The sequence below is a fragment of the Lacinutrix sp. YIN62 genome (assembly GCF_057219185.1).
Map to the genome: position 1 here is coordinate 1 of NZ_JBXVVH010000006.1, position 13,863 is coordinate 13,863.

General features: G+C 31.5%; 12 protein-coding genes and 2 pseudogenes. 4 read left to right on the top strand and 10 right to left on the bottom strand.

The window, feature by feature from the left end:
- The first annotated feature begins 201 nt into the window (after positions 1–201).
- Complete coding sequence (locus tag AC2D8I_RS05200) at positions 202–681, top strand: hypothetical protein (RefSeq protein ID WP_484704936.1); 480 nt, start codon at positions 202–204, stop codon at positions 679–681.
- 48 nt (positions 682–729) lie between these two features.
- Here the strand turns inward: AC2D8I_RS05200 and AC2D8I_RS05205 are convergent.
- Positions 730–1,133: pseudogene (locus AC2D8I_RS05205) on the bottom strand (transposase); the annotation flags it as partial.
- 647 nt (positions 1,134–1,780) lie between these two features.
- On the opposite strand from AC2D8I_RS05205, the gene AC2D8I_RS05210 reads away from it, so the two are divergent.
- A complete protein-coding gene (locus AC2D8I_RS05210) occupies positions 1,781–2,092 on the top strand; it encodes a hypothetical protein (RefSeq protein ID WP_484704937.1) in 312 nt (103 codons plus the stop codon).
- Here the strand turns inward: AC2D8I_RS05210 and AC2D8I_RS05215 are convergent.
- Positions 2,078–2,371, bottom strand: a pseudogene (locus tag AC2D8I_RS05215) (transposase); the annotation flags it as partial. The gene AC2D8I_RS05210 and the pseudogene AC2D8I_RS05215 sit on opposite strands and share 15 nt — an antisense overlap.
- 432 nt (positions 2,372–2,803) lie before the next feature.
- On the opposite strand from AC2D8I_RS05215, the gene AC2D8I_RS05220 reads away from it, so the two are divergent.
- Entirely contained in the window at positions 2,804–2,980 is a 177-nt protein-coding gene (locus tag AC2D8I_RS05220) for a hypothetical protein (RefSeq protein WP_484704938.1), read from the top strand.
- A 223-nt stretch (positions 2,981–3,203) separates the two neighbouring features.
- Here the strand turns inward: AC2D8I_RS05220 and AC2D8I_RS05225 are convergent, their stop codons facing one another.
- The 5 genes from AC2D8I_RS05225 to AC2D8I_RS05245 are packed head-to-tail and all read right to left on the bottom strand — an operon-like array spanning position 3,204 to position 6,580.
- Complete coding sequence (locus AC2D8I_RS05225) at positions 3,204–3,905, bottom strand: DUF4369 domain-containing protein (protein ID WP_484704939.1); 702 nt, start codon at positions 3,903–3,905, stop codon at positions 3,204–3,206.
- Between the two features lie 52 nt (positions 3,906–3,957).
- The gene (locus AC2D8I_RS05230) at positions 3,958–5,268 is read right to left on the bottom strand and encodes a DUF819 family protein (RefSeq protein ID WP_484704940.1); all 1,311 of its coding nucleotides are present in this window, start codon (positions 5,266–5,268) and stop codon (positions 3,958–3,960) included.
- Positions 5,269–5,327: 59 nt separating this feature from the next.
- On the bottom strand, positions 5,328–5,513 hold the full coding sequence (locus AC2D8I_RS05235; protein WP_484704941.1) for a type II toxin-antitoxin system antitoxin: 186 nt from the start codon (positions 5,511–5,513) through the stop codon (positions 5,328–5,330).
- 24 nt (positions 5,514–5,537) lie between these two features.
- Positions 5,538–5,708: a DUF4177 domain-containing protein gene (locus AC2D8I_RS05240; protein ID WP_484704942.1), complete on the bottom strand. Its 171-nt coding sequence runs from the start codon at positions 5,706–5,708 to the stop codon at positions 5,538–5,540.
- 11 nt (positions 5,709–5,719) lie between these two features.
- Positions 5,720–6,580 carry an SPFH domain-containing protein gene (locus tag AC2D8I_RS05245; RefSeq protein WP_484704943.1) on the bottom strand — a complete coding sequence of 287 codons (861 nt, stop codon included), beginning with the start codon at positions 6,578–6,580 and terminating at the stop codon, positions 5,720–5,722.
- Between the two features lie 608 nt (positions 6,581–7,188).
- Between AC2D8I_RS05245 and AC2D8I_RS05250 the strand changes: the two genes are divergently transcribed.
- On the top strand, positions 7,189–8,004 hold the full coding sequence (locus AC2D8I_RS05250) for a DUF6503 family protein (protein ID WP_484704944.1): 816 nt from the start codon (positions 7,189–7,191) through the stop codon (positions 8,002–8,004).
- 235 nt (positions 8,005–8,239) lie between these two features.
- Here the strand turns inward: AC2D8I_RS05250 and AC2D8I_RS05255 are convergent, their stop codons facing one another.
- From AC2D8I_RS05255 to AC2D8I_RS05265, 3 genes are all read right to left on the bottom strand, one after another.
- Positions 8,240–9,538, bottom strand: a complete 1,299-nt coding sequence (locus AC2D8I_RS05255) for an amidohydrolase family protein (RefSeq protein WP_484704945.1) — start codon at positions 9,536–9,538, stop codon at positions 8,240–8,242.
- Between the two features lie 34 nt (positions 9,539–9,572).
- Positions 9,573–12,551, bottom strand: a complete 2,979-nt coding sequence (locus AC2D8I_RS05260) for an amidohydrolase family protein (RefSeq protein ID WP_484704946.1) — start codon at positions 12,549–12,551, stop codon at positions 9,573–9,575.
- Between the two features lie 86 nt (positions 12,552–12,637).
- Complete coding sequence (locus AC2D8I_RS05265; protein WP_484704947.1) at positions 12,638–13,708, bottom strand: DUF3810 domain-containing protein; 1,071 nt, start codon at positions 13,706–13,708, stop codon at positions 12,638–12,640.
- Between the last annotated feature and the right edge of the window lie 155 nt (positions 13,709–13,863).

The following is a 13,863-nucleotide window of genomic DNA, read 5'->3' on the forward strand; positions in this document are numbered from 1 at the left end:
GACTTATACTAAACCAATTTTTAGCTATATTTGAAAACAGGATTAGGATATAAATAACCTAACCCTGAAATTTTGAACTTACACACTTTTTAGGATAGTGTCAATGGTTGGTATGGATTTAATAATTTCAACCCAGCTAATAACACTTTTAATTACCAAGTAAAAATGGTATATAATATTAAACCTTAAAAAATGAATACTATGAAATCTTTAATTTTAATTTTAACATTTATCACTTTGTTTAGTTGTAATTCAGATGATGACAATGAACAATTTAACTATGACGTTGGTTTTGAATTTAGTGTAAAAGATACTCAAGGAAATGATTTACTTGATACACAAAATCCAAATTCATTTAATCATTCTGAAATAAAACTGTATTATAAAATAAATGGAGAAATAACAGAAGTTTATAATAGCAGTTTAGATAACCCAAGAAATTACTTGATTTATGAACACGAAAGTGAATATAGAATAAGAGTTTTTGTGAATAATTCAGAAACTGAAGAATTGCCTGAAACTTATATTCACTGGAATGATACCGAAATTGACACAATTATTTCTGAAATTACAAGAACAAGTAACTTGGTTAGAATCGATAAAATTTGGTTAAATGACATTGATAATTCAATTTGGGATTCTTCTAATAATACAGAACCTTATTATGAAATAATTAAATAAAAAACTACAGGTAACAAAGCACTGAGGTAAAAACCAAATAAAACGCAATTAATTACACCTCAAAACATTGCTATATTTATCGTTATAAGGCACCCCATTTTTAACAATAGAAAACGCTTGTTTTAGTAACTTATTACACACTGCTATTAAAGCCAGCTTTTTCCTTTTGCCACTATTCTATCGAAAAGGGCTTTACATGCTCGGTTATATTTACAGGCATTAAAAGGGCACATAAATAATAAATTTCTAAGTTTTGGGTTCCCCATTTTACTAATTCGCGGGCGTCCTTTTACACGGCTTCCACTTTGTCTTATTATTGGAGTTAATCCAGCATAACTACATAACGCTTTTGAACTTTCAAAACGATGAAAACCATCTGTAAAAACCAATAACATTAAAGCCGTTTTGTTGCCTATTCCTGGAATACTTTGTAATAAAGTTAATGATGATTGTCTGTGCTTTAGTTCTTTATGATTATGTGTCTAATTTAATAAAATGCTAACTTAAGTCGTATAAAATTAATGTGGGTTTTTGTGGTTTAGCCCGAAGTTTTGGTTTATTTATAAAGTCCGTTTAAACTTATTTATCTATTTTTAGGTCGACAAAAATAAAAACACAAAATAAGTATAAGCTCAGTAGCTCGGTTGACAAAATAAAGTTTGTTTACCTCCCACACTAATCTTATACAAAAACGTTGTACACAATTTGAGAAATGAACAGAATTGACAAAATTGGAATAGCATTATTGATTCTTGGATTTTTAATTCCTTTTTTCATTTACTTTGGTTTTATAATCGGACTTCCAATTTATATTATTGGAATTATAACACTTCTGTTTGGGAATTTAAAAATCAAACAAAAATTGTTTTGGATTTTAATACCGGCAATTTTGTTTATTCCGGTTTCAAAAGCATATCATTCTATTTGATTTTATTATGCAGACATCCAGAAATTCGACATAATACTACCAGCAGAATTTAAAGGAACTGCTATAATAATAGACAATACAGACTTTGGTCAAACTTTCGAAAAAAAAAATAGGCGTGAACAAATTATATTTGATGAAAACGGAATTGCATTTTATCCAACCGAATTAGAAATGGATAGATCAAGGTTTAGAGTTTTTACTAAACAAAAAAATGGAGAATTAAAACAAATATTATTGAGTTCGGAGAGTTCTGACAAAAACACTCTTTTGGCTTACGGAGAAAGTAGTTTTAAAAAAACTATAGAATCTGAAATCAAACATATTCCTTATGATTTTGTGAGAATTGGAGAGAATTTTAAAGAACAGAGTGGTTCGGAAAAAAGATGCGAACTGATTGAAAAAATAAAAGAAGGGAAATTAAAAACTGTGTACAACAAAGAACTGTGGATAAAAACAAGTGAAAACTCATTAATTTTTCACTAACGTACTTCTGTAAGTCTCATCATATATTAATCCTGATTTAGCAATTGCGAAGGCCTGTTTTAAAAGTTTATTACACACTGCTATTAAAGCCAGTTTTTTACTCTTTCCTTTGGCTACAATTCTCTCATATAACTCTCTGCAAGCTTTGTTACATTTACAAGCATTAAAAGAGCACATAAATAATAAATTACGTAGCTTTTGATTTCCTACTTTACTAATTCTTGGTCGTGAGTTTAGACTACTCACACTTTTTCTTATTACTGGTGTAAGTCCTGCATATTATTAGGTATATATCGGCTGCTTTAAAAGGAAGACATATTGTAATTGAAGACATAGGAAGCAGTATTTGGAAAGTATTTTATAGAAACGTATTCTTGAGTTTCTTTGATGAAAAGCAACTTAGAAATAAACAACAATCAACAAGGTTAGAAACTAATTTAGTGTAAACTCTAATCTTTAACTGATGTAAATTATAAGGTTGTATAATTGTATTCGGTTTAATATTATAAACTGAATAGTTATTTTAGTACGGGACATGCAGATGCTTAGTTAATGTTTACTTCATAGATACTCCCTATTAAAGCCCTATTAAAGCCCTATATAGTTGCGGTTAATTGCGGTTAGTTAACCTTTTTAGCTAAAACCCTATGTAGTTTAGCCCCAAAATAGATCGGAGTGGTATTTTAAATTTCAAACTAATATATTAGAGAGATGAAATACAAGAAATGGACCTTAGAACAAAAGTTAGAAATACTAAGCAGTTCTGAAGAAATAGGAGTCGTAGAAATTACCGTAAATACGGAGTCAGTACAGGTACTTTTTATAGTTGGGGAAAGAACTCTGATAGCCAAGGAAACACTGTCTTTGGTAACATCAAACAAAATATGAACTTCAAACGTTTTATGTTAAGAGAGAGGGAAAGGCTAATGTGAAAATAGGGCTAATTGCAATGGCTCATAACCTTAAAAAGTATAAACTAACTTTACTTTTTTTAGTTAAGGATTTTAACGCAAATATTCATAGCTAAAATCTATATCTAAAAATAATAAAAAAGATAATCGCCTAAAATTTACTTTTTAGACGATCTCTTTTTATGATATATGCAAATTAGTTACTGTTTTTCGTCAATTTTAATCTTATCTATAAAGCTTTGTAATTTTTCTCCATAGAAAGAAGATTTTATTGCAGGAGTTAAAGAGTTATTAATGGTATCCAGTAGTTTTATGTTTGCATCATATAATTCTGTAAGCGCTAAAAAAGGAGCAACTTCACTGTCCTTATTATAAATGGCAAAATTTACTGTATATAAATATTTACGTTTTTGCATTCCATCATACATTTTTTTTGTTTGATTAGCTAAAACGGTATCATTAGCTTTAATAGCATCAAAGTTTGCTTTAATAAGTTCTAAGTTCTTATCATTAAATTTAGACATCATCGCTAAATGCTTTTCCAAAACCTCTTGCTGTTTAGAGCCTTTAATTTTGGCATCATAAGCAAAGTTTTCTAAAGAAGTGTGTATTTCTGTAATGCCTTTATTAGCAAAGAATGAAATACGTTCATTATCGTTATCATTTTTATCTAGATACAAAAAATATAACTCTGGTGTTTGAATATTACTTTTTAACTCAAACTGAGAAGATCCGTTTAGATTTACAGAATCTAATGTAATAAAAATTGAATCTTTAGCTTTTTTTAAGTAAAGCGTTCCTTTTTTTAAGCCTTTTACATTTCCTTTTACAATGAGTTTATCATTATCGTTTCCACAAGAAAAAATAAGAAATAAACCAAGAAGTACTAATAATTTTTGCATTTGTAGTATTGAAATTAATTTCCGCAAATATGCCATAAATAATTATTAAAAACTAACTAGCGGAAGCCAATTGCATTAAAATAGTACAGCCTATTGCGGCAATGGTCCCTACAGCATATCCAAAGACGGCTAATAAAACACCTACAGTAGCTAATGAAGGGTGAAAAGCAGAAGCTACGATAGGAGCAGAAGCAGCCCCTCCAACATTGGCTTGACTCCCTACTGCTAAGAAAAAATATGGAGCTTTAATTATTTTAGCAACACTAATTAATAGTACAGCATGTACGGTCATCCAGACAAGCCCAATAGCTATTAACCAAACATTATCGAATATAAGTTTTAAATCCATTTTCATGCCTATTGAAGCAACGAGTATATAAATAAAGACACTCCCAAATTTACTAGCTCCAGCGCCTTCGTAATTTTTAGCTTTTGTAAAAGAGAGGAGAATGGCTATAAGGGTTGCTATACTAATCATCCAAAAGAATTTGGAACCTAAGAACGTAAATATATTACGCGTAGTTTGTGATTCTATTCCAGAAACAATTTCATTAAAGAGTGGAGCTAATAGGTTAGAACATAAATGAGCGATACTTACAGTTCCAAAGGCAATGGCTGCCATAATCATTAAATCGGAAAGTGAAGGGTTACGTTTTACCTTAGCAGTAAAAGTAGACATTTTCTCTTTTAAACTTTCAATGGAAGCGGTATCTGCTTTAAGCCAGGCATTAATACGTTTACGCTTACCGATACCTATTAATAATAAGGCCATCCAAATATTAGCAACAACGATGTCTACAAAAACCATTCCGCCATAGAGTTTTTGATTGTAACCATAAATTTCTAACATAGCCGTCTGGTTTGCACCACCTCCAATCCAGCTTCCCGCTAGTGTAGATAAGCCTCTCCATACAGCATCTGGACCTATTCCTCCAACGGTTTCTGGAGAAACTATAGCGATTAATAAAATGGCTATAGGGCCACCAATAACAATACCTATGGTTCCTGTAATAAACATAATAAGTGCACGCCAACCTAAATTAAAAACGGCTTTTAAATCAATACTTAATGTCATTAATACTAATGCTGCTGGTAATAAATAACGACTGGAAACATAGTAAAGGTTAGATTTATGGGTTACAATTTCTCCTGAAGCACTTGTCGTTACCCATTCAGGCGAGATTAATCCCGATGTTGTTAAAAATGCAGGAATCATATAGGCCATAAATAAACCTGGAACAATTTTATAAAATCGAGGCCAGAAACCTGTTTTTATAGATTCAGTATAGAATATAGCTCCTAAAGCTAACATAAGCAGTCCAAATACAATAGTATCGTCTGTAAAAAGAGGTGTGTTTTCCATTTAAATTATTTTTTCAATTGCAAAATACTATAATTAATGGCATAAAAAAAACAACGCTTTTAAGAGTCGCTTTTATCTTTAGTTTTATGGATTGGTTTAGGGGCACGCTTAGCTTGTTTTAAGCTTTGCATTAGCATCCATTCAATTTGACCATTGGTACTACGAAATTCATCCCCAGCCCATTTTTCTATGGCTTTGAGCATGTTTTCATTTATTCGTAATGCAAAGGCTTTCTTTTTTGACATCTTGTTATTTTCTAAAATGGAATTTTATCTGTTTTTATGGCGTTCAAAAATAAGATATGCTATACCACCGTGTTGGTTTGTTGAAATGGTATTTACTACCCATCCTTCTTTAGCATATTTATTTAAAAGGGCTTCTAGTTTTTTTGCCTTGTTTCTAAAACCAAGAACTGGTGTTACGACTTTGTATTCTTTCATTTAAATAAGGATTAATGATTTAAAGTCCCAGTGTTTAACACTGGAGAGGCATCTTTATCTCCACATAAAATAACCATTAAATTACTTACCATTGCGGCTTTGCGCTCTTCATCTAAATCAACAATACTTTTTTTATTAAGTTCTTCTAAAGCCATTTCTACCATACTAACAGCACCTTCTACTATTTTATGTCTTGCGGCAACAATAGCCGTTGCTTGTTGTCGCTTTAGCATTGCATTAGCAATTTCTTGTGCGTATGCTAAGTAACCAATCCTAGCTTCAAGAACTTCAATACCTGCAATAGATAAACGTTCATCTATTTCCTTTTCAAGAGCTTCACTAACTTCATTGACACTAGAGCGTAAAGTGATGTCTTCTTTATGACCTTCATCTGCAAAATTATCGTAAGGGTACATACTCGCTAATTTTCTTACAGCCGCATCAGTTTGTACGCGAACAAAATTCTCATAATTGTCGACATCAAAAGCCGCTTTGTAAGTATTGTGTACACGCCAAACTAATATTGTACTAATCATTATTGGGTTCCCTAATTTATCATTGACTTTTAAGCGTTCACTGTCAAAATTACTGGCTCTAAGTGAGATCTTTTTTTTAGTATAAAAAGGGTTTACCCAATAAAAACCATTTTTTTTAACGGTTCCAACATACTTTCCAAAAAGAAGTAATACTCTAGAGTTATTAGGTTGTACCATAATAAAGCCAGGTGCTATAAATAAAGCTATAATTATTAATAGAATAAATTCAGGATTATTAGTAAAGACTGCAGAGAATATGCTTCCGAAGAATAATAGTAAAAATAGTAATAGTGTTAAATAGCCATTAGCAGGTGTAATGATTTTCTCTTCTTTCATAGGTTTTGATTTAAATTGATATTATGATGATATCATAAAGATATGATTTAATTTTAAGTAAAAAAAATATAATTAAAATTAAGTTTGGTATAATGTTTGGTTTGAAAATCTCATAATTATTAATAGCGAAACATTTAAAGCGGAATTACTTTAAACGATAAGCGCTCATTATCATAATTTTGATTGGTCGGTAAAAAAAAAGCATTTGTATTTACAGGTGCTTTTTCTATTTATTACTGAATTAGGAATTTAAAAAACGAAAAAGCTGTCCTTTAGACTGTTTCTTTGTGAAAAATAGCATTAAAAAATAACATTTGGCACGATGATTGCTTTATGTAATCGTAATTATTAGCGTAGATTAGTTTTTAAAGTGTGGTTACTTTATAATTAGGAGCTATAATTATCATATTTTTGGTTGGTTAGTATGGAAAAGCATCTGTTTTACAGGTGCTTTTTCTATTTATAGTGTTTTTTATTTTTTTTTTTAATCTTATGAGCTAAAATAAAAAGTATTAATTTTTTGTAATGAAAAGATTATATCTTCGTCAAAAGTTCAAACTAAAGTAAAAAGAGTCTAGTGTTATCTGGGACAATAAATTAATTAAATTATGAAAAAATATTTTAGCATTGCAATACTGCTTTTAGTGCTTGTATCTTGTAAAGAAAAGGTGGAAAACGTTAAAGATGAAGCGGTAATTGAGGTCAAGGGAGATTCTGAAAAAACCATAGCGGTTTCAACAATTGAATATCCTGAAAATGTCACTCGTATTTTTGATGCGCATGGAAGTATGGCTAAATGGAATAGGTTAGAAAGCCTTACATTTGAGATTGAAGGTGCAGATGGTAATGAGAAAACCACTACAGATCTTAAGAATAGAAGATCATTGATAGAAACTAAAGATTATACTTTGGGATATAATGGAGAATATATTTGGTTGGATGAACGTAGTGAGAAAGCCTTTAAGAGTAATCCTAAATTTTATTATAATTTAATGTTTTATTTTTATGGAATGCCATTTGTATTGGGAGATGATGGTATTACTTATGAAGATGTAGCGCCATTAACTTTTGAAGGGAAACAATATCCTGGGATTAAAATCACTTACAAATCTGGTATTGGAGCATCTTCAAAAGATGAATATATTTTATATTATGATAAAGACACTAATAAAATGGCCTGGTTAGGGTATACAGTGACTTATTTTTCTAAAGAAAAAAGTAAAGATTTTCATTTTGTTAGATACACCGATTGGCAAACTGTAAATGGATTTGTCCTACCTTCCAAATTAGAATGGTATAAGACTGATGGTTTTACAATAGGAGAGAAGCAAAGTGAAAAGAAATTTGTTAATGTTTCTGTAGCTAAAACTAAGCTTAATGATGCCATTTTTAAAAAACGAGATGATGCTATAGTTATAGAATAAAAAACTTATAGGGTATAGTAACGTTGCAAAAGCTTTTAAGTCTCTTTTTTAATTATTCTATGTATAATAAATATAGGCATAGAAAATTCACGATATAAAAGGTAGACATACTAAGCCAACCCAATAATAAAGGGATTAGTTGTTGAATAAAGCTAAGGACGATTTATAATTATAAAAAAGGCTTCAGTAATTACTGAAGCTTTTTTATTTCATTTTTAAATAAGGGTTTTTAATACTAATTTTTGTACTTTTTAGAATACCGCTCATATAACTCTACTTGATGAGTGGCTAAACTAATATCTCTTCCTTCGATATATGCTTTAACAAGTTTATTTGTTCTCATATCTAAAGCATCTCCTTCACTAATAAACAGTGTGGCCATTTTACCAACTTCAATAGAACCGACCTTATCGTCTATACCTAGAATTTTAGCTGTATTCAATGTTATTAGACTTAAAGCCTCTTCTTTTGTTAAGCCATAAGCGACACAGGTGCCTGCAAGAAAGGGGAGGTTACGTGTGTTCATACGCTCCATTTGGCCAGCATTCTCTAAACCTACTAAAACGCCAGATTTTACCAGTTTGTTTGCTAGTTTAAAAGGCACATCGTAATCTTCATCTGTATTGGTAGGAGTGCTATGCACACGTTTTAATAAGACGGGAATATTATGTTGCTTCAATACATCGGAAACCAAAGCGGCCTCATAGCCACCAACAATAACCATATTTTTAATATTATTGGCTATAGAAAAGGCTACAGCATCTGTTATCCCTTTCTCGTTGTTTACGTGAATATATAGTTTTTTAGTTCCTGTTATAAGGCCATGCAATGCCTCAAAGGGAAGGTGTCTAGGAGTCTTTTCTCCTGAGTTGTAAGCTTTTGCTTCTGTAAAATAAGTAGTAAGACTAGTAACCTGTTTTTTGTAATTTTTATTCATCTTTAAAGATGAAGACTCACCTAACCATCTGCGTCCGCGAGAAAAAGGACTTGGCCAATTCATATGAATACCATCATCTTCTTTAATAATCGCATCTTCCCAATTCCAAGCATCTAATTGTACAATAGAAGAACTGCCAGATATGCGTCCGCCACGAGGTGTAATCTGCGCCATTAATACGCCATTGGGACGCATAGATTCTACTACTTTAGATTCCGTATTATAGGCTATAATGCTACGAATGTGTGGATTCATAATACCTATTTCATCATTGTCTCTAGTGGCACGAACAGCATCGATTTCAATTAAACCTAGAGTTGAGTTAGGAGCAATAAATCCAGGGTATATATGTTTTCCTTTAGCATTAATAACTTTTCCTAATCGAGCGATTTTCATGCTTGCATTACCAACAAATGTGATTTTTCCATTATCGAACATAATTAATGAGTTCTCAATGGTTTTTCCATTTCCAAGATGCGCAATCGCGCCTTCAATGGTATAAGCTTGTGTTTGTTTTTTTGCAGGTGTTTGTTGTGCGTTTGCTACTAAAGTGAAAAATAACGCTAGTAATACTATAGGTTGTTTAAAATATTTCATTTCTATAAATGTGTTGTTGTAAATATTTTTGGGGTTAAAAATCGGTGTCACAATGAAAATGCGTTTGTACTTTCTTTTCTATAGGTTTCGTTTTTAGCCCTTTATTTTTTGCTTGAAGCATAAGTGTTGTTAAGTCACTTTTTTCTTTTTTAATAGCTTTCCGCATTTGTGCATCTCTAGTAATGTCAAAATAAGTTACTCCTTCAATTATCGTTTTTTCTGCCTTGGCATAAATAGATAAAGGATTGTCACTCCATAATACAACATCGGCATCTTTACCAACTTTAATGCTGCCAACACGATCGTCTATGTGTAGCAGCTTTGCAGGGTTTAGGGTTACAAATTTCCAAGCGTCTTCTTCACTAATATTACCATATTTTATAGATTTTGCAGCTTCTTGATTTAAACGTCTAGACATTTCCGCATCATCACTATTAATAGCAACTGTAATTCCTGCATTATGCATTATTGCCGCATTGTATGGAATAGCATCGTTAACTTCGTATTTGTAGGCCCACCAATCACTAAAAGTAGAGCCACCAACGCCATGTTTTTTCATTTTGTCTGCAACTTTGTACCCTTCTAAAATATGAGTAAAGGTGTTTATATTAAAGTTGAATTGCTCAGCAACCTTCATTAGCATATTAATTTCACTTTGAATATAGGAATGACAGCTAATAAAACGTTCCTTATTTATAATTTCAGCAAGAGTTTCTAGCTCTAGGTCTTTACGGTATGGGGAATTGCTTTTCTTTAAAGCATCGTATTCTTTAGCACGTTGAAAATAATCTATATACAATTGTTCTACACCCATTCTTGTTTGCGGAAAACGTGTTTTAGCATTGTCGCCCCAATTACTTTGCTTTACGTTTTCTCCTAAGGCAAATTTTATGAATTTTGGAGCATTTTTAAATAATAGATTATTAGCAGATTCACCCCATTTTAATTTTATGATGGCAGAACGTCCTCCAATTGGGTTTGCCGAACCGTGAAGTATTTGAATGGATGTTACACCACCAGCCAAATTTCTGTAAATATTTATGTCTTCAGGGTTTATAACGTCTTCTATCGTTACTTCGGCAGTAGAATTATGCCCAGATTCATTGATAGAGCTTGCTGCTATATGTGAATGCTCATCAATAATTCCTGCTGTAAGGTGTTTGCCTTTTCCATCGACAATAGTAGTCTTACCTGAGGGGGAGATCTCATGTCCTATTTTTGCAATTTTACCATTTTTAATTAAGACATCGGTGTTTTTTAAAATACCTTCCTTTTCATTAGTCCAAACGGTTACATTTTTAAACAATACCGTTTCTTGTTGCGGTAATGTTTCAAATCCATACGCCATATTAGGGTAAGTAACAGGAAATAATTGTTTGTGTTTTGAGGTATTTTTTTTCGTTTCTTTTTTTCTCTTTTTAGCGGCTTTCGTTTCTTTTTTTAAGGCATAAAAAGCGCTTTCATTTCCGTTAGGAAAATAAACCTTACCCTTCAAGTTTTTGTTATCTATTACTTTGTAAGCAATTCTAATAAACTCTTGTTTTGTTGTGTCTAAAGATGCTAATGTTAAGTGTATCCAATCCTCTTGACGTTTAATCTTAGTACCTAAAGTCATATTGCCACATTTTACTTTAGTTTTTAGTTTTTGTAACGTTCCAGAAATAGATAAGTCGTAAGTTTTATTATCTAGTTTAAAGCTGTAATCTCCTCGAGTGTCTATTATATTCATAGGAGAAATCTCATTTTTAACCCCAACGATCCAGTTTTGGTAAATTGTAGTTCCTTTTTCAAAAATGTCGCCAGAACTAATTAAGAAATTAGCATAAGCTCCCATTTTTAACGTTCCTATTTCATCACTTTTACCTATAATACCAGCAGGAATGGTTGTTAAAGCTGCTAAGGCTGTTTCTTTTGCTAAACCAGCATCTATAGCTTTAAGTATATTGGGAATAAAGTTTTTTGTTTTCTTTAACTTATAGGTGGAAAATGCAAAAGGGATATTATTTTCAGCCAATATTTTAGGATTATATGGTCTTTGATTCCATTCACGTAAATCAGCAAGGTCTACAGATTTTGCCAAGAAGGGATCTTCCATATCATACGCGTCTGGAAAATTTAAAGGGATTATAAACTTCGCGTTGGTTGCTTTTATAGCTTTAATATATTCATATTCATCGCCACCACTAACAAAGGTATATTGCGTGTTAAATTGGTCGCCTATTTTATCTAATCGAAGTACGTTTAGCTTATTCCCTGCATCTACAATTTGAGCTAAGGGTTTATTTTTTATAAATGCTTCTAAAGCTCTATCTTTTTGTTTAATATGGCCTTTTGCATACCAGTCTGCATCAAAATTTACTTGCCGTAATAAAGCTAATGTTCCCATAAGCGATGAGGGGTAAGATTGTCTAGAGGTAATGCTTTTTTTAGTGCCGTAATATTGTCCAATATTCTCGTCTAGAATATGATTATTATTCGCTCCTTCTGTGTTTAATGAGATTAAAGTACCGGTGCCTCTAATAATACCATCTGTAATATGACTGTTTACAACTCCAAATCCCAATTTTTGTAATTCTTTAGCGCTTTGTGAGTTAAAATTGAAATAATCTATAGCATTTTGATCTGACCTAATGTGATCATTCCAATAATAACCTTCTCGACTGGCATCGTATTGAGGAACTCGTGAAGTATTAGCGGGTCTTTTGGGTTTGGAGATTCCAAATGAAGAATAGATGTCTATGAAAGAAGGGTAGATGCTTTTACCCGAGAGATTTATAGTTACACTATTGTTTGGGATTGTTATAGCAACTCCAGAGGCGACAACTCTACCATCTTTAATTAATAATGTCCCTTTTTCTATGACTTGGGTTGGGGAAATATAAATTTTAGCATTTATAAATGCTGTATAATTAGAGTGGTTAGTTTTAACACCATCGTTTTTAGGAATGTTCTCTTGAGCAAATAGCATAAAACCACACAAGAGATAGGTGAACATAAAATACTTTTTAATCATAAGTTAGTTTAATATGGGATTATAAATTTAAAGATAGTAATATGAGTGAATTAAAAATATATTACCGTTATATTTAACATTGTTATTCAGTTAAAGTGATGCGTTTGAATATAATTAACCAATAAAGCAACAACATAGTTGTAACTTTTCATACCATCTTCTTGATTATTTGCCTGTAGATAAGAGCTGTACGTCTCTTTAAAAATAGGTTCTAAAGGGTTTTGATAGTCTTCCCAGAATTCACGTACTTCTTGGTAGTTTTTTAAGATACCTTCATTTATGGTTGGTAGAAGCTTTGAATAGGCTTGTTTGTCTCGTTTGTATATTTCATGCAAACAATGCCGCAATCCAAAGGTGTATCCAGAATACCTAAAATAAATGTTATTATGATTTGTGGTGACTAAATACCCTATAAAATTGGCCTCGTTTTCTGCCGCATAGCCTAATTGATGAGCGACTTCATGAGATGCAGTAGAAGGGTATTTAAAAGCGGGAATTAGATCATCTATTTGTGCTTCATTAGTTAGTGGATTTAAGTAACCACTGAAGCCCATATAGGATAACGGTAAACTAAAAAGAGATTGTTTTATGCTTTTTGGAGTGTACTCAAATTGAGGGAATTTTTCTTTTAAAGTAGCATAACCTTCAGGGACACGTTTTAAAATATCAGATTTAGAATACGGGAATTCTACTTTTAAGGTGCTGTCTTTCGTAAGCTTCAATTGAATAGCATTAGATTTGGCAATAAGTTTTTTGGTGACAGAGATTAGAGTTTCTGTGGTGTAATCTGGACTTAGGTCTAATGTTTTATAAAGTGGAAGTCTATAGTAATTCATTCCCCATACCATATGAAAAGTAATATAAAGTATAGAAAGTGCAGAGCATACATCTATTAACCAATTTTTAAAATCTCTTATAACCCGTTTCCTATTTACAATAAACCATCGCAAGACAAAGAGGATACCCAGGGCATAAATAAAATCTCCAAAGGAAAATGGCAGCCAACCTAATGAAAATCTAAAGAGTTTTGAGATATATGGATAAATGCCAGAACTATAGTAGGTTTCAATAAATTCGGGGAATAAGGCCAGTAATTTTACTGTTATTATTGCGGGAATAAGCGATACAGCAATTATAAGCTTTTTGTTTTTTAGCATATTCCAAAAATAAATAAAATATGCCGTTTATTTAGTTGTCTGTTATGAAAGATATTGCATTTGTTCTAATGATATACGCACTTTGATTTAAAAGGAATATTTGATTTGTTATTTGACTATTAATCTATTTTAAATGCAGAACTTTTTTAATATCA